The organism is Pseudorhodoferax sp. LjRoot39, assembly GCF_964253035.1.
Taxonomy (GTDB): Bacteria; Pseudomonadota; Gammaproteobacteria; order Burkholderiales; family Burkholderiaceae_C; genus Pseudorhodoferax.
In genome coordinates, this window is the sequence record NZ_CAXUQL020000001.1 from 1,302,986 (window position 1) to 1,326,260 (window position 23,275).

General features: G+C 70.4%; 20 protein-coding genes. 12 read left to right on the forward strand and 8 right to left on the reverse strand.

What is annotated here, in order from left to right:
• Positions 1 to 53 precede the first annotated feature (53 nt).
• Entirely contained in the window at positions 54 to 1,730 is a 1,677-nt protein-coding gene (locus ACSQ4M_RS06205; RefSeq protein ID WP_436188723.1) for an FMN-binding glutamate synthase family protein, read from the forward strand.
• Here the strand turns inward: ACSQ4M_RS06205 and ACSQ4M_RS06210 are convergent, their stop codons facing one another.
• Complete coding sequence (locus tag ACSQ4M_RS06210) at positions 1,731 to 1,901, reverse strand: hypothetical protein (protein ID WP_436188724.1); 171 nt, start codon at positions 1,899 to 1,901, stop codon at positions 1,731 to 1,733. It lies immediately after the preceding gene.
• 172 nt (positions 1,902 to 2,073) lie between these two features.
• Between ACSQ4M_RS06210 and ACSQ4M_RS06215 the strand changes: the two genes are divergently transcribed.
• From ACSQ4M_RS06215 to ACSQ4M_RS06230, 4 genes are all read left to right on the forward strand, one after another.
• Positions 2,074 to 2,559, forward strand: coding sequence for an acyl-CoA thioesterase (locus tag ACSQ4M_RS06215; protein WP_436188725.1), 486 nt, complete (start codon positions 2,074 to 2,076; stop codon positions 2,557 to 2,559).
• A gap of 142 nt (positions 2,560 to 2,701) precedes the next feature.
• The gene (locus ACSQ4M_RS06220; RefSeq protein ID WP_436188726.1) at positions 2,702 to 4,243 is read left to right on the forward strand and encodes a class I adenylate-forming enzyme family protein; all 1,542 of its coding nucleotides are present in this window, start codon (positions 2,702 to 2,704) and stop codon (positions 4,241 to 4,243) included.
• Positions 4,240 to 4,974 (forward strand): SDR family oxidoreductase, encoded by a 735-nt coding sequence (locus tag ACSQ4M_RS06225; protein ID WP_436188727.1) that lies wholly within the window; start codon positions 4,240 to 4,242, stop codon positions 4,972 to 4,974. Before ACSQ4M_RS06220 ends, ACSQ4M_RS06225 begins: the two co-directional genes overlap by 4 nt.
• Before the next feature lie 29 nt (positions 4,975 to 5,003).
• Positions 5,004 to 5,618 carry a 2-hydroxychromene-2-carboxylate isomerase gene (locus tag ACSQ4M_RS06230; RefSeq protein ID WP_436188728.1) on the forward strand — a complete coding sequence of 205 codons (615 nt, stop codon included), beginning with the start codon at positions 5,004 to 5,006 and terminating at the stop codon, positions 5,616 to 5,618.
• A 36-nt stretch (positions 5,619 to 5,654) separates the two neighbouring features.
• Here the strand turns inward: ACSQ4M_RS06230 and ACSQ4M_RS06235 are convergent, their stop codons facing one another.
• The 5 genes from ACSQ4M_RS06235 to ACSQ4M_RS06255 form a co-directional block, all read right to left on the reverse strand.
• The gene (locus ACSQ4M_RS06235) at positions 5,655 to 7,028 is read right to left on the reverse strand and encodes a HipA domain-containing protein (protein ID WP_436188729.1); all 1,374 of its coding nucleotides are present in this window, start codon (positions 7,026 to 7,028) and stop codon (positions 5,655 to 5,657) included.
• Positions 7,029 to 7,085: 57 nt separating this feature from the next.
• Positions 7,086 to 7,889, reverse strand: coding sequence for an IclR family transcriptional regulator (locus ACSQ4M_RS06240; protein ID WP_436188730.1), 804 nt, complete (start codon positions 7,887 to 7,889; stop codon positions 7,086 to 7,088).
• 110 nt (positions 7,890 to 7,999) lie between these two features.
• Positions 8,000 to 8,572, reverse strand: a complete 573-nt coding sequence (locus ACSQ4M_RS06245; RefSeq protein WP_436188731.1) for a hypothetical protein — start codon at positions 8,570 to 8,572, stop codon at positions 8,000 to 8,002.
• A 124-nt stretch (positions 8,573 to 8,696) separates the two neighbouring features.
• On the reverse strand, positions 8,697 to 9,578 hold the full coding sequence (locus ACSQ4M_RS06250; RefSeq protein WP_436188732.1) for a LysR family transcriptional regulator: 882 nt from the start codon (positions 9,576 to 9,578) through the stop codon (positions 8,697 to 8,699).
• Between the two features lie 2 nt (positions 9,579 to 9,580).
• Positions 9,581 to 10,060 (reverse strand): N-acetyltransferase family protein, encoded by a 480-nt coding sequence (locus tag ACSQ4M_RS06255; protein WP_436188733.1) that lies wholly within the window; start codon positions 10,058 to 10,060, stop codon positions 9,581 to 9,583.
• 117 nt (positions 10,061 to 10,177) lie between these two features.
• Here ACSQ4M_RS06255 and ACSQ4M_RS06260 point away from each other — a divergent pair, with 117 nt between their 5' ends.
• From ACSQ4M_RS06260 to ACSQ4M_RS06275, 4 genes are all read left to right on the forward strand, one after another.
• Positions 10,178 to 11,872, forward strand: coding sequence for an acyl-CoA dehydrogenase family protein (locus ACSQ4M_RS06260; protein ID WP_436188734.1), 1,695 nt, complete (start codon positions 10,178 to 10,180; stop codon positions 11,870 to 11,872).
• A 68-nt stretch (positions 11,873 to 11,940) separates the two neighbouring features.
• A complete protein-coding gene (locus tag ACSQ4M_RS06265) occupies positions 11,941 to 12,909 on the forward strand; it encodes a Bug family tripartite tricarboxylate transporter substrate binding protein (RefSeq protein ID WP_436188735.1) in 969 nt (322 codons plus the stop codon).
• A gap of 51 nt (positions 12,910 to 12,960) precedes the next feature.
• Complete coding sequence (locus ACSQ4M_RS06270) at positions 12,961 to 13,380, forward strand: PaaI family thioesterase (RefSeq protein ID WP_436188736.1); 420 nt, start codon at positions 12,961 to 12,963, stop codon at positions 13,378 to 13,380.
• A gap of 11 nt (positions 13,381 to 13,391) precedes the next feature.
• Positions 13,392 to 14,525, forward strand: coding sequence for a CaiB/BaiF CoA transferase family protein (locus ACSQ4M_RS06275; RefSeq protein WP_436188737.1), 1,134 nt, complete (start codon positions 13,392 to 13,394; stop codon positions 14,523 to 14,525).
• Between the two features lie 36 nt (positions 14,526 to 14,561).
• Here the strand turns inward: ACSQ4M_RS06275 and ACSQ4M_RS06280 are convergent, their stop codons facing one another.
• Both ACSQ4M_RS06280 and ACSQ4M_RS06285 read right to left on the reverse strand, forming a co-directional pair.
• Entirely contained in the window at positions 14,562 to 17,408 is a 2,847-nt protein-coding gene (locus tag ACSQ4M_RS06280; protein WP_436188738.1) for an ATP-binding protein, read from the reverse strand.
• A 230-nt stretch (positions 17,409 to 17,638) separates the two neighbouring features.
• Positions 17,639 to 18,541 (reverse strand): LysR family transcriptional regulator, encoded by a 903-nt coding sequence (locus ACSQ4M_RS06285; protein ID WP_436188739.1) that lies wholly within the window; start codon positions 18,539 to 18,541, stop codon positions 17,639 to 17,641.
• A 114-nt stretch (positions 18,542 to 18,655) separates the two neighbouring features.
• Here ACSQ4M_RS06285 and ACSQ4M_RS06290 point away from each other — a divergent pair, with 114 nt between their 5' ends.
• From ACSQ4M_RS06290 to ACSQ4M_RS06300, 3 genes are read left to right on the forward strand one after another with little or no spacing between them, the layout of a single operon-like run.
• Positions 18,656 to 21,598: a molybdopterin-dependent oxidoreductase gene (locus tag ACSQ4M_RS06290; protein WP_436188740.1), complete on the forward strand. Its 2,943-nt coding sequence runs from the start codon at positions 18,656 to 18,658 to the stop codon at positions 21,596 to 21,598.
• A complete protein-coding gene (locus ACSQ4M_RS06295; protein WP_436188741.1) occupies positions 21,595 to 22,341 on the forward strand; it encodes a 4Fe-4S dicluster domain-containing protein in 747 nt (248 codons plus the stop codon). Before ACSQ4M_RS06290 ends, ACSQ4M_RS06295 begins: the two co-directional genes overlap by 4 nt.
• On the forward strand, positions 22,338 to 23,264 hold the full coding sequence (locus tag ACSQ4M_RS06300) for a dimethyl sulfoxide reductase anchor subunit family protein (protein WP_436188742.1): 927 nt from the start codon (positions 22,338 to 22,340) through the stop codon (positions 23,262 to 23,264). Before ACSQ4M_RS06295 ends, ACSQ4M_RS06300 begins: the two co-directional genes overlap by 4 nt.
• The last annotated feature ends 11 nt before the right edge of the window (positions 23,265 to 23,275 follow it).

Below are 23,275 nucleotides of genomic sequence, written 5' to 3' on the forward strand. Positions count from 1 at the left end.
TCATGGTTCACTGCGCCGGCTGCGGCCCGACAAGAAACCCACAAGAGAGCTCCATGCGACCGACCACGCCCTCCCTCTTTCCCATGCGTTACAGCAGCTTCGCACTGTGCCTGGCAGGCCTCGCCGCCAGCGCGGTCGCGGTGGTGCTACTGCCCACGGCCTGGCCGGCCTGGCTGGCGCTGCTGGTGTTCGCCGGCCTCAGCGGTACCGGCGTGCACGACCTGCGCCAGACGCGCCACGCCATCCTGCGCAACTACCCGGTGATCGGCCACATGCGCTTCCTGCTGGAGTTCATCCGGCCCGAGATTCGCCAGTACTTCATCGAGAGCGACGCCGAGGCCGCGCCGTTCTCGCGCGCCCAGCGTTCGCTGGTCTACCAGCGCGCCAAGGGCGACCCGGACAACCGGCCCTTCGGCACCCACCTGGATGTGAGCCTCTTGGGCTACGAGTGGATCAACCACTCGATGCAGCCGACGCGGCTGGCCGGCCACGACTTCCGCGTGGACATCGGCGACACCGGTGCCCCGGCCCACACCCATCCCTGCACCCAGCCCTACAGCGCCAGCGTGTTCAACATCTCGGCGATGAGCTTCGGCGCGCTGTCGGCCAACGCCATCCAGGCGCTGAACCGCGGCGCCAAGCTCGGCGGCTTCGCGCACGACACGGGCGAGGGCTCGATCTCGCAGTACCACCGCCTGCACGGCGGCGACCTGATCTGGGAGATCGGCTCGGGCTACTTCGGCTGCCGCAACGACGACGGCACGTTCAGTCCCGAGCGCTTCGTGGCCAACGCCACCGACCCGCAGGTCAAGATGGTCGAACTCAAGATCAGCCAGGGTGCCAAGCCGGGCCATGGCGGCGTGCTGCCCGGCCCCAAGGTGACGACGGAGATCGCCGCGGCGCGCGGCGTGCCGGTGGGCATCGACTGCATCTCGCCGTCCTCGCACAGCGCCTTCGGCACGCCGCTTGAGATGATGCGCTTCATCGCCGAGCTGCGGCGCCTGTCGGGCGGCAAGCCGGTGGGCTTCAAGTTCTGCCTGGGCCATCCGTGGGAGTGGTTCGCCATCGTCAAGGCCATGCTGCAGACCGGCATCACGCCGGACTTCATCGTCGTCGACGGCGCCGAGGGCGGCACGGGCGCGGCGCCGGTGGAGTTCAGCGACCACGTCGGCGCGCCGCTGCAGGAGGGCCTGCTCATGGTGCACAACACGCTGGTCGGCGTGAATCTGCGCCAGCGCATCAAGATCGGCTGCGCGGGCAAGGTGATCACCGCCTTCGACGTGGCGCGCATGATGGCGCTGGGCGCCGATTGGTGCAATTCGGCGCGCGGCTTCATGATGTCGCTGGGCTGCATCCAGGCCCAGGCCTGCCACACCGGCCATTGCCCCACCGGCGTGACCACGCAGGACCCGGTGCGCCAGCAGGCGCTGGTGGTGCCGGCCAAGGCCGAGCGCGTGCACAACTTCCACCGCAGCACGCTGCATGCGCTGCAGGAACTGGTGCAGGCCTCGGGCCTGGAGCATCCGCAGCAGATCACGGCCCACCACATCGTGCGGCGCATCTCCGACACCGAGGTGCGGCTGCTGTCCAACCTGATCACGCGCGTGGCGCCCGGCGCCTTGCTCGGGCCGGTGGACGGGATGCACAACGTGTTCCGCTACTACTGGCCGATCGCCACGGCCGAGAGCTTCCAGCCGCTCAAGGAGGGACTGCACGCTGGGGCGGAGTGACTACGGCGTCTCGCCGCCGGGTGCCAACGGCTTGCCGGGTTTGTTGCGGCCCAGCTCTTCCATCATCTTCTCGCCCTCGCGGTCCTTGCCGTCGCTGGGCACGGACTCCTCGGCATTGGGTTCAGGCTCGTCCTTCATCGGCGGCGGCGGGGAGCGGTGGGGGTCTGGCATGGCAGGTCTCCGTTGCGTGGCACAGGCGCCCAGCTTCGCGCAGCCGGACCGATCTGCCGCCCCGGCATGGCCGCGAAAGCATGTAGTCGCGGGCCGACGCCGGCTCCGGCATGGCACGGCTTTCGCGTGGTGTTTCACGGACAATCGACGCCCCACCGAACGGAGAACCGCCTTGGACATGCCCGCCCACCAGCTCACGATGACCGTGCTCATGACGCCCGACACGGCCAACTTCTCGGGCAACGTGCACGGCGGCACCATCCTCAAGCTGCTGGACCAGGTGGCCTACGCCTGCGCGGCGCGCTACTCGGGCTGCTACGTGGTCACGCTGTCGGTGGACCAGGTCATGTTCCGCGAGCCCATCCTGGTCGGCGAGCTGGTGACCTTCCTGGCGGCGGTCAACTACACGGGCACCTCGTCGATGGAGATCGGCATCAAGGTGATCGCCGAGAACATCCGCACCCAGGCCTCGCGCCATGTGAACAGCTGCTTCTTCACGATGGTGGCCGTGGACGAAGACCGCAAGCCCGTGGCCGTGGCGCCGCTGCGCCCGTTCACGCCCGACGAGCGACGTCGCCACGCCCAGGCGCAGGACCGCAAGCAGCTGCGGCACGAGCTGGCCAAGCGCGCGCAGGAGATCCGGGCGCAACCCGACTGAGCCGGTCAGGCCTGCGGGCGGCAGTTCCACCATGCAGTTCTGAACTTCGGCCCGGCAGGGGTGGCAGGGCCCTGACGGGCATGCTGGCACCCTAACATCCTGCGCAGAGAACGCTGTACCGCGTTCCGCACAGGAGACGGGCTTGACCCAAGCGATCACGGCGCCGCCCCGGCGCATCCATGAACTGCTGGACCGCTGGGTCCTTTCGCAGCCCGACGCGCCGGCCGTGCGCGACGCCCACACCGCGCTCGGCTATGCCGCGCTCGACCAATCCGGCCAGGCCACGGCTGCCGCGCTGCAGGCCGCCGGCGTGCGCGCGGGCGACCGCGTGCTGCTGGTCGGCGAGAACTGCGTGGCGCTGTGCGTGCTGGTGCTGGCGCTGAGCCGGCTGGACGCCTGGCCGGCCATCGTCAACGCGCGCCTGTCGCCGCGCGAGATCGACGAGTTCATCGCCCACTCCGGCGCGCGGCGCGTGCTCTACACCGCACATGTCTCGGCCGACGCGGCCCGCCATGCCGAGCGGCACGGCGCAGCAGCCGTGGACTGGCCCGGCCTGCAGGGACTGTGGCTGGGCCCGCTGGCCACCGCGGTGCAGCCCGAGCCCTGCGCGGCGGACGCGGCCGAGCAGGTGGCCGCCATGATCTACACCTCCGGCACCTCGGGCGCACCCAAGGGCGTGATGCTGAGCCACGCCAATGTGCTGTTCGCGGCCCACACGCTGCGCACGCAGCGGCGCTTCGGCCCGGGCGACCTGCTGTACGGCGTGCTGCCCATGGCGCATGTGGTCGGCCTGTCGATCCAGTTCCTGGGCAGCATGGCCAGTGGCGCGGCGCTGCTGCTGGAGCCGCGCTTCACGCCGCAGGCGCTGGCCGACGCGCTCGAGCAGCAGGGCGCCACCGTGTTCATGGGCGTGCCGGCCATGTTCGCGCGGCTGCTGGAGCAGCGCCAGGGCCGGCCGCTGGCGGCGCCGCGGCTGCGCTTCATCGGCGTGTCGGGCTCGCCGCTCACCACCAGCCTGAAGGCCGAGGTGGAGCGCGTGTTCAGCCTGCCGCTGCACAACGGCTACGGCCTGACCGAGACCGCGCCCACGGTGGCGCAGACGCCCGTCGATGCGCCGCGTGCCGACTGCGCCGTGGGCCCACCCGTGCCGGGCGTGCAGGTGCGCCTGCTGGACTGCAGCGGCCAAGCCGTGGCGCCGGACGAGGTCGGCGAGCTGCACGTGCGCGGGCCCAACGTGATGCGCGGCTACTACCGCAACCCCGCGCAGACGCGGGCCGCCGTCGATGCCGAAGGCTGGTTCAACACCGGCGACCTCGCGCGGCGCACCGATGACGGCGCGCTGCACATCGCGGGCCGCACGCGCGAGCTCATCATCCGCTCGGGCTTCAACGTCTACCCGGTCGAGGTGGAGCAGGCGATCAACGCCTTCCCGCAGGTGCTGCAGTCCGCCGTCGTCGGGCGCACGGTGAACCACAACGAGGAGGTGGTCGCCTTCGTCGAGACCCAGGGCGGCGCCGCGCTCGACGAGGACGGCCTGCGGCGGCACCTGCGCGCGCGGCTTTCGCCCTACAAGCTGCCCAGCGAGATCCGCTTCCTGCCGGCGCTGCCGGCCGCGCCCACGGGCAAGGTGCTCAAGAACCTGCTCAAGACCATGGCCCAGCAACCTTCCAAGGAAACCGCATGACAACTTCCACCCCCAAGGCCGTCCTGGTCATCGGCGCCGGCGACGCCACCGGCGGCGCCATCGCCCGGCGCTTCGCGCGCGAGGGCTACATCGCCTGCGTGACGCGGCGCAGCGCCGACAAGCTCGCGCCGCTGGTGGCGCAGATCGAGGCCGAGGGCGGCCAGGCCCGTGCCTTCGGCAGCGACGCGCGCAAGGAAGAGGAGATGGTGGCCCTGGTGCAGAAGATCGAGGCCGAGATCGCGCCCATCGAGGTGGCGGTGTTCAACATCGGCGCCAACGTGCGTTTCCCCATCACCGAGACCACTGCCCGCGTGTACTTCAAGGTCTGGGAGATGGCCTGCTTCAGCGGTTTCCTGATGGGCCGCGAGGTGGCCAGGGCCATGCTGCCGCGCGGGCGCGGCACCATCCTGTTCACGGGCGCGACGGCCAGCCTGCGCGGGCGCGACGGCTATGCGGCCTTCGCCGGCGCCAAGGCCGCGCTGCGCGCGCTGGCGCAGAGCATGGCCCGCGAGCTGGGCCCCAAGGGCATCCACGTGGCGCACCCGGTCATCGACGGCGCCATCGACACCGAGTTCATCCGCACCACCTTCCCCGAGCGCTACGCGCTCAAGGAGCAGCAGGGCATCGTCGACCCCGAGAGCATTGCCGAGGCCTACTGGCAGCTGCACCGGCAGCCGCGCAACGCCTGGACGCACGAGCTCGAGCTGCGGCCCTGGATGGAAGCCTGGTGAACCAACAACAACCTGCGAGGAGACACCGCATGACCGCACCCAACGTCCAGTTCCTGTTCGACTTCGGCAGCCCCAACGCCTACCTGTGCCACCGGGTCATTCCCGCCATCGAGGCACGCACCGGCGTGCGTTTCGAGTACCGGCCCATCCTGCTGGGCGGGCTGTTCAAGCTGGCCAACAACCGCTCGCCGGCCGAGGCCTTCGCCAACATCCCCAACAAGCGCGCCTACGACCGGCTGGAGGTCGACCGCTTCGTCGCCCGGCACGGCCTCGCCCGCTACCGCTTCAACCCGTTCTTCCCGATCAACACGCTGCAGCTCATGCGCGGCGCGGTGGCAGCGCAGAAACTGGACTGCTTCGCGCCGTATGTGGAGGCGGTCTACGTCGCCATGTGGGAACGCGGCCTGGACATGGGGCAGGCCGAGGTGGTCAGCGCCACGCTCGCGGAGGCCGGCCTGCCGGCCGCACAGCTGCTCGCCGCGGCGCAGGACGCCGACGTCAAGGCCCAGCTGCTGGCCAACACCAACGACGCGCATGCGCGCGGGGCCTTCGGCTCGCCGAGCTTCTTCGTCGGCGACGAACTCTTCTTCGGCAAGGACCGGCTGCGCGAGGTCGAGGAGGAGATCGTGCGCCAGCGCGGCTGACTGCCGGCGCGCCGCCGGCCGAACCCGCGCAATGCGCTACGGCGCCGCCGGCAGCAAGGGCGCCACGAACGCCTGCGCCTCGGCCAGGTTGCGCGCTGCCAGTTCGCGGAACGCCCGCGGGATGGGCACGGGCAGGTCGGCCTGTTGCGCGTCGGTCCAGAAGCGCTGCGCCGCCACGGCAGCGCGGGCCCAGACCTCGGGCTTGGCGCCGATGCTGCCGATGCGCGGCGCGATGGGGTGCAGGTCAGGGTCCACGCCCGCGCCGATGGGGGCGTAGCGCATCGGCAGGATGTCGTAGGCCGGCGCCACGCCCTGGTATTCGCCGTCTTCACCGATCAGCAGCGAGATGTTCTCGAAGTGCCGGTCGCCGTTGCCGATCAGCTCGCTGAAGGCGGCCATCACGTCGATGCGCCGCGCGTCGGCCGCTGACAAGAAGCCGTCTCGCACGCAGCGCGCCGCGAACTCCGACCAGGTGTCGCGCGCGCCGAAGAACTCGTCGTCCACCGAGCCGGCGGACAGCATGCCGATGCGGCCGTGCAGCCCCACGCGGTCGAAGCGGCGCACTTCCAGGAACACATAGTCGGCCGCTGCCAGCAATTGCGTCTCGGCCGCCAGCACGTCCACGCCGGCCAGTGCGCGCAAGGCCAGGTGTTCGAGCGGCAGCAGGTCGGCCATGCGGCTGCCCTGGCGCGCGAACTTGACGATCACATGGCCGGCGTCCGGCGCCACGCTCAGGAACTTCGGCTGCTCACCGCCGGCGCTGGAGCCGAACGACGCCTCCTTCAGCGCGTTGGCCATGGCCACGTAGTGCGCCAGCTTGTCCTGCGGCGGATGGGCCAGGGCCTGGCGCAGGTCCATCTCTACCTGCAGCGACAGGTCGCCGTAGACCAGGTTGCCGGCCATGTTCAGGCCGCGCGTGAACAGGTAAGCGATGCGGTGGTCGTCGCTCCAGTCCTTCAGGCTTTGGGGCAGATGCAACGCCGACGCGACGGACTGCGCGACCTGGCGTCCCAGGAAGCCGGAGGGCGCCGAAAAAGCCATGTACGGCGGCAGGCCACCGTAGAGCCGGGTCTTGCTGTGCGTGCCGCGCTCCAGCGTTGCGCCACCGCTGAGGAATTCCAACTGGGCAAAGGGCTCGATGGCGCCTGTCGTGGTGACGCGGTAGACGGTCTGGCGAGCGCTGAGCCCGCCGGACAGAGCGCGAAGGCAGGCGTACTGCGGCGTGCGTTCACCCGGTACGCGGAACTGCGTGAATAGTTCAGGCGCTGCCTGAATGGCACGCGAGAGCGTGGGCTGGCTGATTCCAAGTGCTGCTGCCAGCGCTTGTGCAGACAGGGGCTTCTCTCGGAGAAGGCGTTCAAGCGCCTGGGTGCGCTCCTGGAGGGAGGGCCGGCTGGCACCGGTGGGCATGGTCGGTATGAATTGTTTGTGAATAGTTCAGTAAATAGTACAAGAATAAGAAAGAGATCACATCCCCAGCCGTTGTTCGATCTCCCGCACGGTCTGGATCAGCTTGGGCCGCACCTCCTGCATCAGCATCTCGGCCGAGGTCGCCGTGGCCGGGCAGGCAGCATTGACCACCATGGGCGGCAGCCCCTGGCCGGTGCGCAGCGGAACGGCGATGGCGTGGATCTCGGCATGCCAGTCGCCGAAGGAGCTGCAGCAGCCGTGCGCGGCCAGGTCGGCCACCGCGCGGTCGATGCCGGCCTGCAGGCGCGGCCACTGCAGCGGATCGAGCGCACGCAGGCGCTCTTCCAGCCCCTGACGCAGCGCCGGTTCGGCCCCGGCCAGGTAGGCCCGGCCCATGGCCGTGGAGGCCAGCGGGATGCGCGAGCCGATCTCCAGCCGCAGCGTGACGAGCGAATAGCCGCGGCAGTTCTCGATGTAGAGCATGGCCAGGTCGTCGCGCGTGCCCAGCGAGACCAGTGTGCTGGTTTCGTTGGCCAGGGCCTGCATCAGCGGCCGGCTGACCTCCTTGACGTCCAGCCGCGCCAGCGTGGTGCCGCCCAGCGCCAGCGCCGCCACGCCCAGGCGGTAGCGGCCCGACTCCTCGACGTGGTGCAGGTAGTCCAGCCGCGTCAGCGTGTGGGTCAGCCGCGTGACGGTGGACTTGGGCAGCTGGCAGCGCTGCGCCAGTTCCTGGTTTCCAAGGCGCTCCTCGCCCGACTTGAAGCAGCTCAGCACCCTGAGGCCGCGTGCGAGCGCGGTGACGAAGTGGCGGTCTTGCGGGGCGCGCGCGGGCGGTGTGGCATCGGCCCGGCTGTTCCGCACTGCAGTTGTCAATCGGCTTGGCATCCTGTCAATGCGGCCAGTTGCCGCAGAAAAATGGACAAATCGGAATCTTAGACTGCAGTGCAGAACCATCCCGCTGTACTACCCACCTACGGACAGCCCGCCGGCACCGCGATCCGGTGCTGCCGGGCCAGTTCCTTGGCGCGCGCCAGCACGGCAGGGGCGGTGAAGCGCGGCCCCAGCACCAGCGCGATGAACTTGAAGTCGACCGGCGCGGTGGCGCCTTCGGCCGCCTGGAACAGCGCGGCCACCATCACCGGGCTCTTGCACGACACCCGGACCACATCGCGGTAGTAGGCCCGCCACAGGCGGCCGAACACGATGGGGTTGAGTTCGCGCGTGATGATCCACTCGTCGAACGCGTACTGCCAGTACTTGACCAGCGACGCGAACTGGGCCGGCTCAGGCATTTCGGTCAGCGTCCAGAACCGCGTCGGCATGGAAGCGCGCAGCGCGTTGAAGCCCACGCGCAGGTTGCGGAAGGTGTCGGCGCGCGATGCCAGCAGCGTGAACGACAGCCCCACGAACGCCACCGTGGCCGAGCACGCCAGGATGATCGCCGTGAGCAGCGGCAGGCTCAGCCAGCCGAAAAACACCACGGGCGGCGCCGCCGGCGGCGCGGCGCTGGCGGCGATCTGGGCGATGGCGGGAACGGACGTCATGGATGGAGGGGCGTTGGAAACGGCCACCGAAGGCCGCGTGCAAGCCATGTTAACTGTATTTAAAAACAGTGTTTCAGGTGTTTGCAACCGATCGTTTCCGCCCCGGCGTGGGCGGCTTCGCGCGTCACGCCAGGCCGCGCACCAGTTCCGCCAGCAGGCCGTCCACGAGCACGTTCTGCGGCCCCGGCCGCCACACACCGTAGGCCTCCGACTGGGCCGTCACACCGTCCAGCGGCCGGAACACCGCGCCCTTGAGCGCGCTGCGCTGCATGGCCTGCGGCACCAGTGCCACGCCCAGGCCTTGAGCGACCATGGAGACCACGGCCAGCCAGTGGCGCACCTCGTGCCGCACCTCGGGCAGGAAGCCGGCCTGCGCGCAGATCGCCAGCAGGCGCTCGTGGTAATCGGGCGATGCCGCACGCGCGAACAGCACGAAGGGCTGGTCGCGCAGTGCGCCGACCTCCAGCACGCGCTGGCGGGCCAGCGCATGGTGCGCGGGCAGGCAGGCCACGAAGGGCTCGGTCAGCAGCAGGCGCGAGGCCAAGTCCTGTGGCAACCGCGCCGTGTGCATGAAACCCAGGTCCAGCCGGTCGTGCAGCAGGTCGGTGATCTGCTCGGCCGAATTGAGCTCGGCCAGGCTGATGCGCACGGCCGGGTGGCTGGCCTGGAAGGCGCGCAACGCCTGCGGCAGCCCGCGGTACAGCATGGCGCCGACGAAGCCGATGCGCAGCCGCCCGGCCGAGCCGGCCGCCACCTCGCGTGCCTCCAGCGCGGCTTCCTCGGCCTGGCGCAGCAGCTTGCGTGCCGAGGCGCGCAGCGCCTGGCCGGCCGGCGTGAGCCGCACCTGCTTGCTGTTGCGCTCGAACAGTTTCGCGCCGATGGCGTCCTCGAGCTGGCGGATCGCCACCGACAGCGGCGGCTGCGAGATCGCCAACCGCTCGGCCGCGCGGCCGAAATGCAGCTCGTCGGCCAGCACGGCGAAATAGCGCAGGTGGCGCAGTTCCACGGTCAGCCGCCCGCTGGCGCCACGTCGGCCGTCCCGGTGCGCAGGCTGTAGGCGAGGAACACGTCGTCGCGCGTCCAGCCCAGCGAGGCGTACAGGCGTTGCGCGGCGTGGTTGGTTCTGGCCGTGGTGAGGTCCATGCGCGACTTGCCGTCCGCCACGGCCTGGGCGTGCGCCGCCTGGAGCAGCCGGCGCCCTGCGCCGCTCCGGCGCGCCGCGGGCACGACGAACAGGTCGTACAGCACATAGATGGGCATGGCCTCGACGGAGCAGAAGCTCGGATAGAGCTGGCAGAAACCGGCCAGGCCGCCCTGCGCAGCCTGCGCCACCAGCAGCACCGATTCGCCGTTGGCGAAGCGCTGCTGAATGAAGGCCTGCGCGCCCACGGGGTCCGGCGCCTGGTCGTAGAACTGGCGGTACAGGTCGAACAGTGCGGCGATGGCGGGCAGGTCGGCCTGCTGCGCGCGGCGGATGGTGGTGTCCATGGGTTCCCGGGGCCGGTGCGGGTCGGTTGACCATACGCATCGGCTATTGATGGATATGCCAACAATATTAGACGCACATGGTCTGGTTCAGAACAATCGCGGCAAGGAGACAACGCCATGCCCGAGAACGCCGCCCACCCGATCCCCGACCGCCACGGCCAGAACCTGTTCACGAGCGACACGGAGCTGCACCAGCTGCTGGCCCTGTACCTGCCGGACGATCTGCGCCGCCACATGCTGCCGCACTTCGAGCGCCTGGGCGCGCTGGCCGGTGGCCGGCTCGACGAACTGGCCGGCACGGCCGACCACCACCCGCCCGTGCTGGAGCACCGCACGCGCACGGGCCTGGACCAGCAGACCATCGTCAAGCACCCGGCTTATGTGGAGATGGAGCGGCTGGCCTTGAGCGAGTTCGCGATGGGCGCCATATCGCACCGCGCAGAGAGCTTCGGCTGGCAGGGCAAGATGCCGCCGGCCGTCAAGTATGTGCTGTTCTATCTGTTCGTGCAGGCCGAGTTCGGCCTGTGCTGCCCGGTCTCGATGACCGATTCGCTCACGCGCACGCTCAAGAAGTTCGGCGACCCCGAACTCGTGGCGCGCTGCCTGCCGCGGCTGACCTCGCTGGACTTCGACGAACTGGCCCAGGGCGCCATGTTCATGACCGAGCAGGCGGCCGGCTCCGACATCGCCGCCACGCTGACACGTGCCAGCGCCCAGCCCGATGGCAGCTGGCGCCTCACGGGCGACAAGTGGTTCTGCTCCAACCCCGACGCCGACTTCGCCATGGTGCTGGCCCGGCCCGACGACGCACCGGCCGGCATCAAGGGCGTCTCGCTGTTCCTGCTGCCGCGCCGGCTTTCCGATGGCAGCCTGAACCGCTACCGCATCGTGCGCCTCAAGCACAAGCTGGGCACGCGCTCCATGGCCTCGGGCGAGATCACGCTGGACGGCGCGCAGGCCTGGCTGGTGGGCGAGCGCGGCCGCGGCTTCGTGCAGATGGCCGACATGGTCAACAACTCGCGCCTGTCCAACGGCGTGCGTTCGGCCGGCATGATGCGCCGCGCCTGCGCCGAGGCCGAGTTCATCGCCAGCCAGCGCCAGGCCTTCGGCAAGCGCCTGGCCGACATGCCGCTGATGCAGCGCCAGCTCGACAAGCTGCGGCTGCCGGCCGAGCAGGCGCGCAGCATGGTGTTCCAGACCGCGCAGGCGCTGCAGCGCTCGGACGCGGGCGAGCAGGGTGCCTACGCGCTGCTGCGCATCCTCACGCCGATGATCAAGTTCCGCGCCTGCCGCGACGCGCGCAAGGTGACGGGCGACGCGATGGAGGTGCGCGGCGGCTGCGGCTACATCGAGGAATGGTCCGACGCGCGCCTGGTGCGCGACGCGCACCTGGGCTCGATCTGGGAAGGCACGAGCAACATCGTGGCGCTCGACGTGGTGCGCGCGATCCAGCGCGAGAACGCGCTGCCCGTGCTGCAGGCCCACCTGCATGCGCTGCTGGACGAGGCCGGCCTGGCGCCGGCCTTCGACCGCGCACTGCGCGACGCCCTTGCGCGCGCCGCTGCGCTGGGCCAGACCGCCGCCGCACAGGGCGGTGAGGTGCTCGCGCGCCAGGCCGCATCCGGCCTGTACCACTGCAGCAGTGCCATCGCCATGGCCTGGGAGGCACAGCGCACGGGTTCTGCCGCGCGGCTGCGCTGGGCGCAGCTGGTGCTGCTGCACCGCGTGCTGCCGCGCGACCCGCTGGCCGTTGCCGACATCCCGGCGGACTGGCAGGCCGGCGCGCTGCGCCCCGCCGCTGTCGTCGCCTGAACCCTCGATCCCCGGCCGACCCGTCGCAGACCGGCGGGCGGCCGCTGCACTGCCCCAAGGAGACAACCATGCGCATCCTCGCCACCCTGCTGTCGGCTGCCCTGCTGGCCATCGCCCCCATCGCCCAGGCCGAGGGCTTCCCCGACAAGCCCGTCATGCTGGTCGTGCCCTTCCCGCCCGGCGGGCCGACCGACGCCATGGCCCGCACCATCGCCGCCGAGATGAAGGACAGGCTCGGCCAGCCCGTGGTCGTGGAGAACCGTGCCGGCGCGGGCGGCAACATCGGCGCAGAGTACGTGGCGCGCGCCGCGGCCGACGGCCAGACCCTGCTGTTCGGCACCTCGGGCCCGCTGGCCATCAACGCGAGCCTGTACCGCAAGAGCGGCTACGACCCGATCAAGAGCTTCGCCCCGGTCATCCGGGTCGGCCACCTGCCCAACATCCTGGTGGTCCACCCCAGCGTGCCGGCGCAGAACGTCAAGGAGCTCGTCGCCTACGCCAAGGCCAATCCGGGCAAGCTCAGCTATGCGTCGTCGGGCAACGGCGCGTCCTCGCACCTGGCCGGCGTGCTGTTCAACGAGAAGGCCGGCACCGACATCCAGCACATCCCCTACAAGGGCACGGGCCCGGCGCTCAACGACCTCTTGGGCGGCCAGGTGGGCATGAGCTTCACCGACGTGCTCACCGCGCTGCCCTATGTGAAGACCGGCAAGCTGCGTGCGCTGGGCATCGCCACGGCGCAGCGCTCGCAGGCGCTGCCCGACCTGCCGACGATCGCCGAGCAGGGCGTGCCGGGCTACGACGTGAGCGTGTTCTTCGGCATCGTCGCGCCGGCCGGCACGCCGGCAGACCGCATCGCCAAGCTCAACAAGGCCTTCGTGGAGGTGCTGGCCAGCCCCAAGGTCAAGGAGCTGTTCGCCACGCAGGGGCTGGAGAGCGCGCCCGACCACACGCCGGCGCAGCTGGCGAAGTTCATCGCCGCGCAGAAGGCGGCCTGGGCGGCCGTGGTCAAGCAGTCCGGTGCGCAACTCGATTGAGCGGGTGCGTCCATTAACCTCGGGCGTTTTCGATCCAACCTGACTGTTGCCATGCCCTCTTTCGACCACGAAGCCCCCGACACCCTGTTCAGCCTGCGCATGCCCATGGTCCAGGCCTTCGGCCTGCGCGGCCTGCACATCGCAGGCGACGAGGCCAGGGTGCTGATGCCGGCCAACCCGCAGCACACCAACAGCCGCGGCGACGTGCACGGCGGCGCCTATGCGGTGCTGATGGACAGCGTGCTCTCGTGCGCCGCACGTGCCCACGAACCCGCGCGCTTCGGCGTCATCACCGTCGACATGGCGCTGCACTACGTGGCCGGCACGCGTGGCGACGTGATTGCCACGGCGCGCTGCGAGCGGCGCGGCAAGTCGCTGTGCTTCGTGCGCGGCGAGGCCCATGACGCCGACGGCAACCTGCTCACGCTCGCGACCGGCACCTTCAAGCTGGTCGAAAGAACCCCCGCGTAGGAGAACTTCCCATGACCATCGCTCCCGGCGCCCTGGCCGGCATCCGCGTGCTCGACCTCTCGCGCATCCTCGGCGGCCCCTACTGCGGCCAGATCCTCGGCGACCACGGCGCCGACGTGCTCAAGGTCGAGCCGCCCGGCGGCGACGACACGCGCACGTGGGGGCCTCCCTTCCGCGACGGCGTGGCGTCCTACTACCACGGCCTGAACCGCAACAAGCGTGTGCAGCACCTGGACCTCACCGACCCGGCCGAGCGCGACAAGCTGCTCGCGCTGGTCGCCGAAGCCGACGTGCTGGTCGAGAACTTCAAGACCGGCACCATGGAGCGCTGGGGCATCGGCTACGAACAATTGCGCGAACGCTTCCCGCGCCTGGTCTGGTGCCGTGTCTCGGGCTTCGGCGCCGACGGCCCGCTCGGCGCGCTGCCGGGCTACGACGCCGCCGTGCAGGCCATGACCGGCCTCATGAGCGTGAACGGCGAAGCCGGTGGCGAGCCGCTGCGCGTGGGCCTGCCCGTGGTCGACATGGTCACCGGCCTGAACGCCGTGATCGGCGTGCTGCTCGCGCTGCAGGAGCGGCACAAGAGCGGCCAGGGCCAGTTCGTCGAGGCCGCGCTGTACGACGCCGGCATCTCGCTGCTGCATCCGCATGCGGCCAACTGGTTCATGGACGGCCGCGTGCCGGGCCGCACCGGCAACGCCCATCCCAACATCTACCCCTACGACACGGTGCGCACGGCGACCGACCCGGTGTTCCTGGCCGTGGGCAACGACCGCCAGTTCGCGGCGCTGTGCCGTGTCATCGGCGTGCCGGAACTGGCAGCACATGCGGACTACCGCGAGGCCGGTGGCCGTTCCGTCCACCGCGCCGCGCTCAAGCCCTTGCTGGAAGCCGCGCTGGCGAAGTTCGACGGCCGCCAGCTGGTCGACGACCTCATGGCCGCCGGCGTGCCGGCCGCGCCCGTGCTGCCCGTGGACGCTGCGCTCACGCACCCGCACACGGCGCACCGCGGCATGGTGGTGGCGCTGGAGGGCGGCTACCGCGGGTTGGGCGCGCCGGTCAAGTTGAGCCGCACGCCAGCCAGCTACCGTCACGCACCGCTGACGCCGGGCGATGCGTTCCTGGCACCGGATGGCGCGGGCTGAGGCCGGGTGGCGCGGCGTGCCGCGCTCTGGCCGGGCTCAGGCCTGATCCACACCCAGCAGCGCGAGCGCTTCGTCGAAGCGGTACTCGGCAATGTGCCGGCCCAGGCCTCCCGCATCCACGCCCAGCGCGCGCTCCAGCGGTCCGCGGTGCTTCTCGAAATACGCCAGCACATCGGGGTCGCTGTCGCGCAGCAAGTCGATGAGGCGGGCGGTGCTGGCTTCGCCGGCATCGGTCGGTGCGGCCGGCGCGGCCGGGGGAACGGCGTCGGCCAGCGCACGCACGAGCGGCCGCAGCAGGCGCTCGGTGGCATCCAGCAGGGGCGCCAGCTCCTGCGTTGGCGCAGCGGTGGCGAGCGCGGTCTCGAGCTCGCCGGCGAGACGGGCCAGCGGGTCGGCGCCGATGCCGGCGGCCAGGCCGCGCAGGGTGTGGGCGGCACGCCGGGCTTCGGCGGCGTCCTGCCGTTGCAGGGCATGGCGCATGCGCGCCACCGCGTCGGCCTGGCTGCTCGCGAAGTCGCGCAGCATGCGCAGGTACAGGGCCTCGCGCCCGCCCAGCAGGCGCAGGCCACGCTGGGCATCCAGGCCGTCGATGTGCAACGCGAGGTGGTCCGCCGCAGGCGTGGATGCCGGCGCGTCCGGGGGCTTGGGCGGTGCCGTGGCGGGCTGCCGGCCCGCCAGCCAGCGCAGCAGGCATTGCCACAGCGCCTCCAGGTCGATCGGCTTGGACAGGAAGTCGTCCATCCCGGCAGCCATGCAGCGCTCGCGGTCCACCGCCATGGCGTTGGCGGTCATGGCGATGATGGGCAGCTCCGCGTCCGGCAGCTGTTGCCGGATCTGCCGTGTCGCCTCGACGCCGTCCAGCTCGGGCATCTGCATGTCCATCAGCACCAGCGCGTAGGGCCGCGTGGTGGCCAGCTGTACCGCCACCAGCCCGTTCGGCGCCACGTCCACCGTGATGCCGACCTCCTGCAGCAGCGCGCAGGCGATCTCCTGGTTCAGCGCGTTGTCCTCCGCCAGCAGCACGTGGAAGCCGCGCAGCGCATGGAGCCGGGCGGGGTCGACGGCCGGCTGCCTGTCGGCCTCGGTCGGTGCATGTCCGATTTGCAGCCGGACGGTGAACCAGAACAGCGAGCCCTCGCCCGGCGTGCTCTCGACGCCGACCTGGCCGCCCATCAGCTCGACCAGGTTCTTGCTGATGGCCAGGCCCAGCCCGGTGCCGCCGAAGCGGCGCGTGGTCGATTGGTCGGCCTGCGAGAAGCTCTGGAACAGCCGTTCGATCTGCGCGGGTGTCAGGCCGATGCCGGTATCGCGCACCTCGAAGCGCAGCAGCACGCCATCGCCGCTGCGTTCCGCCACACGCACCTGGATGTCCACCGCGCCATGCTCGGTGAACTTGATGGCGTTGGTGGCGTAGTTGATCAGCACCTGGCCCAGGCGCAGCGGGTCGCCGCGCAGATGCGGTGGCACCTCCGGCGTGGTGGCGATGGTCAGCGCCAGGTGTTTGGCGTCGGCCTTTTCGGCGACCAGGGTGCGCAGGTTCTGCAGGACCTGGTCGAGGTCGAAGTCGATGGTCTCGATGTCGATCCGGCCGGCTTCGACCTTGGAGAAGTCCAGGATGTCGTTCAGGATGCCCAGCAGGTGTTGCGCCGCGCTCTGGATCTTGAGGAGGTGATCCCGCTGGCGTGCGTCCACGGCAACCTTCAGCGCGAGGTAGCCCATGCCCATGATGGCGTTGATCGGTGTGCGGATCTCGTGGCTCATGGTGGCGAGGAAGCGGCTCTTGCTGGCCGCCGCATCCTCGGCGCGCTCCTTGGCTTCGGTCAGTGCCAGCGCCTGCTCGCGCAGCGCCCGCGTGCGTTCGTCGACCTGGCGCTCCAGGTCGGCCGACAGCGCGCGCAAGGCGTGCTCCATCTCCTTGTGCTCGGTGATGTCGGCGGAAATGCCGGCCACGCCCGCGATGGCGCCATCGGGCTGGCGGATCGGGAAGCGGCGCGACAGGAAGATGCGCTCCTGCCCGTCAACATCGCGGCGCTCCTCGCTCTCGACCAGCGTGAGTGCCTGCAGCACATCGCTGTCATGCTGCCGCAGGCGCATGCCGAAGGCGCCAGGCCAGATCGCCTCGGGGGTCTGGCCCTGGATGTCGGCCGGAACGATGCCGTGGGTGCGGCCATAGGCCTCGTTGACGAACATGAAGCGCCCGGCCAGGTCGCGCACGTAGACATTGGCCGGCAACTGGTCGATCAGCATCTGGTTCAGCGCCAGCAGGGCCCGCGCCTCCGTCTGCAGTGCCAAGCTGAAGGCCACCAGCATGAACGGCAGCACCACGCTGCTCAGCGGCGGACCGTCCAGCAGCCCCAGGCGGATCAGGGCGGCCAGCACCGTGCTGCATGTGAGCAGCGCCAGGCCCAGGCCGACCCACCAGGCGCCTGGCCGCCGCTGCATGCTGCGCAGCGCATAGGCGCCGTAGCCGATCAGTGCGACCAGGCCCAGCAGGAAGATCTGTGCGCCGGGGTGCGTGCGGCCGATGGCCCGGGTCCAGCTGCCGCCACCAGGCATGGCGACACGCGTCAGCACGGGCTGCTCGGCGAAGAACACCGTGTAGGGCGCGAACCAGTTCAGGCACCAGACTGCTGCGAACACGGCCGTCAGCGGCCACACCACCCAGCGCGGACGAATGTCGGTGTAGAGCGCGATGAACCACAGCAGGCACACATACAGCACGCCGATCGTCGCGAGGTTCAGGCGCGCCAGCAGCATGAAGGTCGACGCGTCGGTGGTGCCGATCATGCCGATGTAGAGCAGGTTGCCTGACACGATGGACACGCAGAGCACGGCGAGCACCCACTGTGCCTGGCGCAGCCGCGGCAAGTTGTTCTCGACCACGTGACTCAGGGCGCCATAAGCGCAGAACCCGGTCACAAGATAGATTGCACTCTCCAGAACGTTCATGGGGTGGACATCCTCACTGCCGTGCGGCCGCTGTACGCGGAAGTATCGCTGAGGTGCCCGGGGCCCAGCCAGCATCGAACTGTGCACGGTTGGGGTGCTGGACGGCGCTGTGCGCACCGGAAAGGGGCAATGATCGCCCTGGGGGGCGACGCCGCAGGCCGCGGTCAGCCGGCTGCGCCCGTGCAGTGCGCCACGAACTCCGCAGCCGTGCGCCCCAGCGGCTTGTGCCGGTGCGTCACCACCGCCAGCCGGCGCACTGCCTTGGGCAGACGTGTGCGCAGCGCGACCAGCCGGCCTTCGTCCAGGGACTGCGCCACCGCCTGGAGCGACAGGCAGCCCAGCCCGGCGCCGGCCGCGACCAGCCGCTTGATCGCCTCGGTGCTGCCCAGCTCGAAGCCCACGTCCAGCCGGTCCAGGTGCGCCATGAGCCAGCTGTCCGTGGCCTGGCGCGTGCCGGACTCGGGCTCGCGCAGGATCCAGGTGGCGTCGGCCAGCTGACGCGCCGTGGCCACGCGCGCGGCCAGCGGGTGGTCGGGCGCGGCCACGATCACGAGCTCATCCTTGCGCCAGGGGTGCACCGCCAGGTCGGGGTGGGTCTGCGGCCCCTCGATGAAGCCCACGTCCACCGTGAACGCCGCCACGGCTTCGATCACCTCGCTGGTGTTGGCGATGCGCAGGCGCACGCGGCTGCGCGGGTGGGCGCGCGTCCATTCGGCCACCAGGCCGGGCAGCAGGTATTCGCCGATCGTGAAGCTGGCCGCCACGTGCAGCGGCGTGGCGTGCTCGCCGGCGAACAGCGTCTGCAGCTCGCCAGCGTGCTCCAGCACCGTGCTGGCGCGCGGCAGCAGCGCGCGGCCGTTCTCGTTGAGCAGCAGGCGCCGGCCCACACGGTCGAACAGGGTGGCACCGAGCGCCGCTTCGAGCTCGGCCAGCGCGGCGCTGGCGGCCGATTGCGAGCGCGACACGCGCCCGGCCGCGCCACGCGTGGAGCCTGCATGCGCGGTGGCGACGAAGACTTCGAGCTGGCGCAGGTTCAGGCGCAGGCGCTGACCGGGTTTTTCGATCATGGTGAGAGAAATTATCGGCTTTTCAGGATTGCCGCGGCTGCCTAGGATCGGCGGGCGACGGCGGCGCTGCGAGGGCGTTCCCGGCGACGACAACGACAAACCGAGGACCGCCCCATGTTCAAGTTCCTCTCGCCCGAGCCGGTGCACGACCCGCTTGCCGCCCCCACGCCCACCGACGCGACCACGGTCAAGACCACCACCTGCTACATGTGCGCCTGCCGCTGCGGCATCCGCGTGCATCTGCGCGAAGGCGAGAGCGGCCCCGAGGTGCGCTACATCGACGGCAACCCCGCGCACCCGCTGAACCAGGGCGTGATCTGCGCCAAGGGCTCGGCCGGCATCATGAAGCAGTACTCGCCCGCGCGGCTCACGCAGCCCTTGCGCCGCAGGCCGGGCAGCGCGCGCGGCGCGGGCGAGTTCGAGCCGATCTCGTGGGACGAGGCCATGGCCCTGCTGACCGAGCGGCTCGCGAAGATCCGCGCCACCGACCCCAAGAAGTTCGCCCTGTTCACGGGCCGCGACCAGATGCAGGCGCTCACCGGCCTGTTCGCGCGCCAGTTCGGCACGCCCAACTACGCGGCACACGGCGGCTTCTGCTCGGTGAACATGGCGGCCGGCATGATCTACACCATCGGCGGCAGCTTCTGGGAGTTCGGTGGGCCGGACCTGGAGCGGTCGAAGCTGTTCGTGATGATCGGCACGGCCGAGGACCACCACAGCAACCCGATGAAGATGGCGCTCGGCAAGTTCAAGCGCGCGGGCGGTCGCTTCATCGCGATCAACCCCATCCGCACGGGCTACGCCGCGATCGCCGACGAGTGGATCCCGATCAAGCCCGGCACCGACGGTGCGCTGCTCATGGCGCTGCTGCATGTGCTGGTCGCGGACGAGCTGATCGACCACGACTTCCTCAAGCGCTTCACGAATGCGCCGCAACTCGTGGTGCTGGACGGCGGCGCGCGCGACGGCCTGTTCGCCTTCGACCCCGATCCCGCGCGGGGCCCGCCGGGCGATGGCCGGCATCCGCACAACAAGCTCATCTGGTGCAGGAACGGCCAACGCGCGCTCAACGCCTACCCCGAGGGCATCGCCGAGGGCTGCGACCCCGCGCTCGAAGGCCACTACCTGCTTGCAGACGGCACGCGCGTCGCGCCTTCGTTCCAGCTGTTGCGCGAACGCGTGGCCAGCTGCACGCCCGAGTGGGCCGAGGCCATCTGCGGCGTGCCGGCCGCGCGCATCCGCCTGCTGGCACGCGAGATGGGCGAGACCGCCATGCACCAGGCCTTCGAACTGCCCATTCCCTGGGAAGACGCCTGGGGCAAGCAGCACCCCACCACCATCGGCCGGCCCGTGGCCTTCCACGCCATGCGCGGGCTGGCGGCGCATTCCAACGGCTTCCAGACCGTGCGCGCGCTGTCGGTGCTCATGAGCGTGCTGGGCACCATCGACCGGCCGGGCGGGTTCCGCCACAAGGCGCCGTACCCGCGCCACATCGTGCCCAACTACCGGGCCTTCAACGACCCGGCCATGATCCAGCCCAACACGCCGCTCAACGCGGCGCCGCTGGGCTTTCCGGCCAGCCCGGACGAGCTGGCCATCTACCCCGACGGCTCACCGATCCGCATCGACCACGCCTTCTCGTGGGAGCACCCGCTGTCGGCCCACGGGCTCATGCACAACGTGATCACCAACGCGGTCAAGGGCGACCCCTACCGCATCGACACGCTGATGATCTTCATGGCCAACATGGCCTGGAACAGCAGCATGAACACGCAGGCCGTGCGCGAGATGCTGAACCGCAAGGACGAGAACGGCGAGCATTGCATCCCCTTCCTCGTGGTCTGCGACGCGTTCCAGAGCGAGACCGTGGCCTTTGCCGACCTAGTGCTGCCCGACACCACGTACCTCGAGCGGCACGACGTGATGGGCATGCTGGACCGGCCGATCTCCGAGTTCGACGGCCCGGTGGATTCGGTGCGCGTGCCCGTGCTGCCGCCCACCGGCCAGTGCCGGCCGTTCCAGGAGGTGCTGATCGACCTGGCCACGCGCCTCCAATTCCCTGCCTTCACCACGGCCGAGGGTGGTGCCAAGTTCAAGGACTACCCGGATTTCGTCGTCAACTTCCAGCCGCAGCCCGGCATCGGCTTTCTGATGGGCTGGCGCGGCAAGGATGGCACCGAGCACCTGCGCGGCGAGCCCAACCCGAAGCAGTGGGAGATGTACGCGCAGAACAACTGCGTGTTCCACTACCACATGCCCGAGGGCATGCAGTACATGCGCAACTGGAACCGCGCCTACCTGAACTTCGCCAAGGACAAGGGCTGGCGCCAGAAGAACGACCCGGTGCAACTGGCGCTGTACAGCGACACCCTGCAGTGCTTCCGCCTCGCGGCGCAGGGCAAAACGGCGGGCCGCCAGCCGCCCGAACACCTGCGCGAGCGCATCGCCACCTACTTCGACCCGCTGCCCTTCTGGTACGCGCCGCTGGAGGAGGCCGCCACCGACCTCGCGGCCTACCCGCTCAACGCCGTGACGCAGCGGCCCATGGCCATGTACCACTCCTGGGACTCGCAGAACGCCTGGCTGCGGCAGATCCACAGCCACAACTACCTGCACATGAATCCCAAGACCGCGCAGGCCGCCGGCATTGCCGACGGTGGCTGGTGCTGGGCCGAGAGCCAATGGGGCAAGGTGCGCTGCATGGCGCGCTACACCGAGGCCGTGGAGCCCGGCACCGTCTGGACCTGGAACGCCATCGGCAAGGCCGACAGCGCCTGGCAGCTCGCGCCGGGTGCGGACGAGGCGCGCAAGGGCTTCCTGCTCAACCACCTGATCAGCGAGGAGCTGCCCTGTGCGGGCACGGGCTCCGGCACCATCAGCAACTCCGACCCGATCACGGGCCAGGCCGGCTGGTACGACGTGCGCGTGCGCATCCGCCCGGCCGACCCCGAGGAGCCGCAGGAGAGTTACCCACAGTTCGCGGCCGTGCCGCCCGCACCGGGCGTGCGCGGCAAGGCGCAGCGCGTGCTGGCCTACTTTGCCGGGAGCAAGAAATGATTCAGTGGCTCAAGGACTTGCTGCAGCCGCAGCCGCTGGTGTCGCCGGCCCCCGCCCCCGCACCTGCTGCCCAGCCCAGCGCGCGCTGGAAGCAGGGCGACACGCTGGCCAAGCAGCTGGCGCTGGTCATCGACCTCAACGTCTGCGTGGGCTGCCACGCCTGCGTGACCTCGTGCAAGGAATGGAACACCTCGGGCTCGGCCGGCCCGCTGGCCGATGAGCGTGCCTACGCGGCCGACCCCACGGGCACCTTCTTCAACCGCGTGCAGACCTACGAGGCCGGTGTGTTCCCCACCATGGACACGGTGCACTTTCCCAAGAGCTGCCTGCACTGCGAAGACCCGCCCTGCGTGCCGGTCTGCCCCACCGGCGCGAGCTACAAGCGCGCCGAGGACGGCATCGTGCTGGTGGACTACGACAAGTGCATCGGCTGCAAGTACTGCGCCTGGGCCTGCCCCTACGGCGCGCGCGAGCTGGACGAAGAACGCCAGGTCATGACCAAGTGCACGCTGTGCGTGGACCGCGTGCACGACCCCAAGCTGCCCGAGGAAGACCGCAAGCCCGCCTGCGTGAAGGCCTGCCCCACCAACGCGCGCCTGTTCGGCGACGTGAAGGACCCGATGAGCGAGGTCTCCATCGCCATCCGCGAGCGCGGCGGCTATGCGCTGATGCCGGAATGGGAGACGCAGCCGGCCAACCGCTACCTGCCGCGGCGCACCATGCAGTCGGGGGAGCAGCCATGAACCCGGCCATGTCGGTCGTGGTGTTCACGGCCATCGCCGGCACCGCGCAGGGCCTGGTGGTGGCGCTGGCCATGGCCACCTTGCTCGGCGTGCCGATGGCGGGCGGTTTCGTCGCCCACGCGCTGCTACTGGCCGCGGCCATGGCCACGGTCGGGCTGCTGTCCTCCTTCGGCCACCTGGGCCGCAAGGAGCGCGCCTGGCGCGCGGTGCTGATGTGGCGCACCTCCTGGCTGTCGCGCGAATGCCTGGTGCTGCCGGCCTTCATCGGCTGGACGCTGCTGTGGTGGGCGCTGCTGCCGGCCGAGGGTGCGGCGCCGCTCTGGCTGCCGCTGGGTGCGCTGCTGCTGGCAGGGCTGCTGTGGCTGTGCACGGCCATGATCTACGCCTGCCTGCGCTTCATCCAGGAATGGGCCCAGCCGCTCACGCTGGTCAACTTCATCCTGATCGGGCAGGGCGCGGGCCTGGTGCTGGCCAGTGCGCTGGCCGCCTTCGCGGGCGAGGACGCGCTGCTGCGCCGCACCGGCCCGGCCGCGCTGGGTGTGCTGCTGGCCGCGCTGGCCGCGCGCTGGGCCAGCCTGGCGCACAACGCCGCGCTGAAGCCGAAGTCCACGCTGCACAGCGCCACCGGCATCCGCACGCCGCAGCTGGTGCAGAAGTCCATGGGCATGTCGGCGGGCGCCTTCAACACGCGCGAGTTCTTCCACGGCCGCACGGCGGCCTTCCTCAAGAACCTCAAGTGGCTGTTCCTGCTGTGCGGCTTCGTGCTGCCGGCGCTGTGCGCGGCCGGGGCGCTGGTCGGTGGCCCCGTCTGGCTGTGGCCGCTGGCCGTGGCGCTGCAGGTGCCGGGGCTTTTGGCCGAGCGCTGGTTCTTCTTCGCCCAGGCCCGGCATCCGCAGAACCTGTACTACCAGGTCGTGTCCTGAATCCCCGGCCG

Excerpts from the sequence above, each read along its gene's own strand:
- ACSQ4M_RS06230 (WP_436188728.1), top strand. The coding sequence starts at position 5,004 with ATGACCGCACCCAACGTCCAGTTCCTGTTCGACTTCGGCAGCCCCAAC.
- ACSQ4M_RS06300 (WP_436188742.1), top strand. The coding sequence starts at position 22,338 with ATGAACCCGGCCATGTCGGTCGTGGTGTTCACGGCCATCGCCGGCACC.
- ACSQ4M_RS06265 (WP_436188735.1), top strand. The coding sequence starts at position 11,941 with ATGCGCATCCTCGCCACCCTGCTGTCGGCTGCCCTGCTGGCCATCGCC.
- ACSQ4M_RS06260 (WP_436188734.1), top strand. The coding sequence starts at position 10,178 with ATGCCCGAGAACGCCGCCCACCCGATCCCCGACCGCCACGGCCAGAAC.
- ACSQ4M_RS06225 (WP_436188727.1), top strand. The coding sequence starts at position 4,240 with ATGACAACTTCCACCCCCAAGGCCGTCCTGGTCATCGGCGCCGGCGAC.
- ACSQ4M_RS06295 (WP_436188741.1), top strand. The coding sequence starts at position 21,595 with ATGATTCAGTGGCTCAAGGACTTGCTGCAGCCGCAGCCGCTGGTGTCG.
- ACSQ4M_RS06275 (WP_436188737.1), top strand. The coding sequence starts at position 13,392 with ATGACCATCGCTCCCGGCGCCCTGGCCGGCATCCGCGTGCTCGACCTC.
- ACSQ4M_RS06270 (WP_436188736.1), top strand. The coding sequence starts at position 12,961 with ATGCCCTCTTTCGACCACGAAGCCCCCGACACCCTGTTCAGCCTGCGC.
- ACSQ4M_RS06290 (WP_436188740.1), top strand. The coding sequence starts at position 18,656 with ATGTTCAAGTTCCTCTCGCCCGAGCCGGTGCACGACCCGCTTGCCGCC.
- ACSQ4M_RS06245 (WP_436188731.1), bottom strand. The coding sequence starts at position 8,572 with ATGACGTCCGTTCCCGCCATCGCCCAGATCGCCGCCAGCGCCGCGCCG.
- ACSQ4M_RS06205 (WP_436188723.1), top strand. The coding sequence starts at position 54 with ATGCGACCGACCACGCCCTCCCTCTTTCCCATGCGTTACAGCAGCTTC.
- ACSQ4M_RS06255 (WP_436188733.1), bottom strand. The coding sequence starts at position 10,060 with ATGGACACCACCATCCGCCGCGCGCAGCAGGCCGACCTGCCCGCCATC.
- ACSQ4M_RS06285 (WP_436188739.1), bottom strand. The coding sequence starts at position 18,541 with ATGATCGAAAAACCCGGTCAGCGCCTGCGCCTGAACCTGCGCCAGCTC.
- ACSQ4M_RS06210 (WP_436188724.1), bottom strand. The coding sequence starts at position 1,901 with ATGCCAGACCCCCACCGCTCCCCGCCGCCGCCGATGAAGGACGAGCCT.
- ACSQ4M_RS06235 (WP_436188729.1), bottom strand. The coding sequence starts at position 7,028 with ATGCCCACCGGTGCCAGCCGGCCCTCCCTCCAGGAGCGCACCCAGGCG.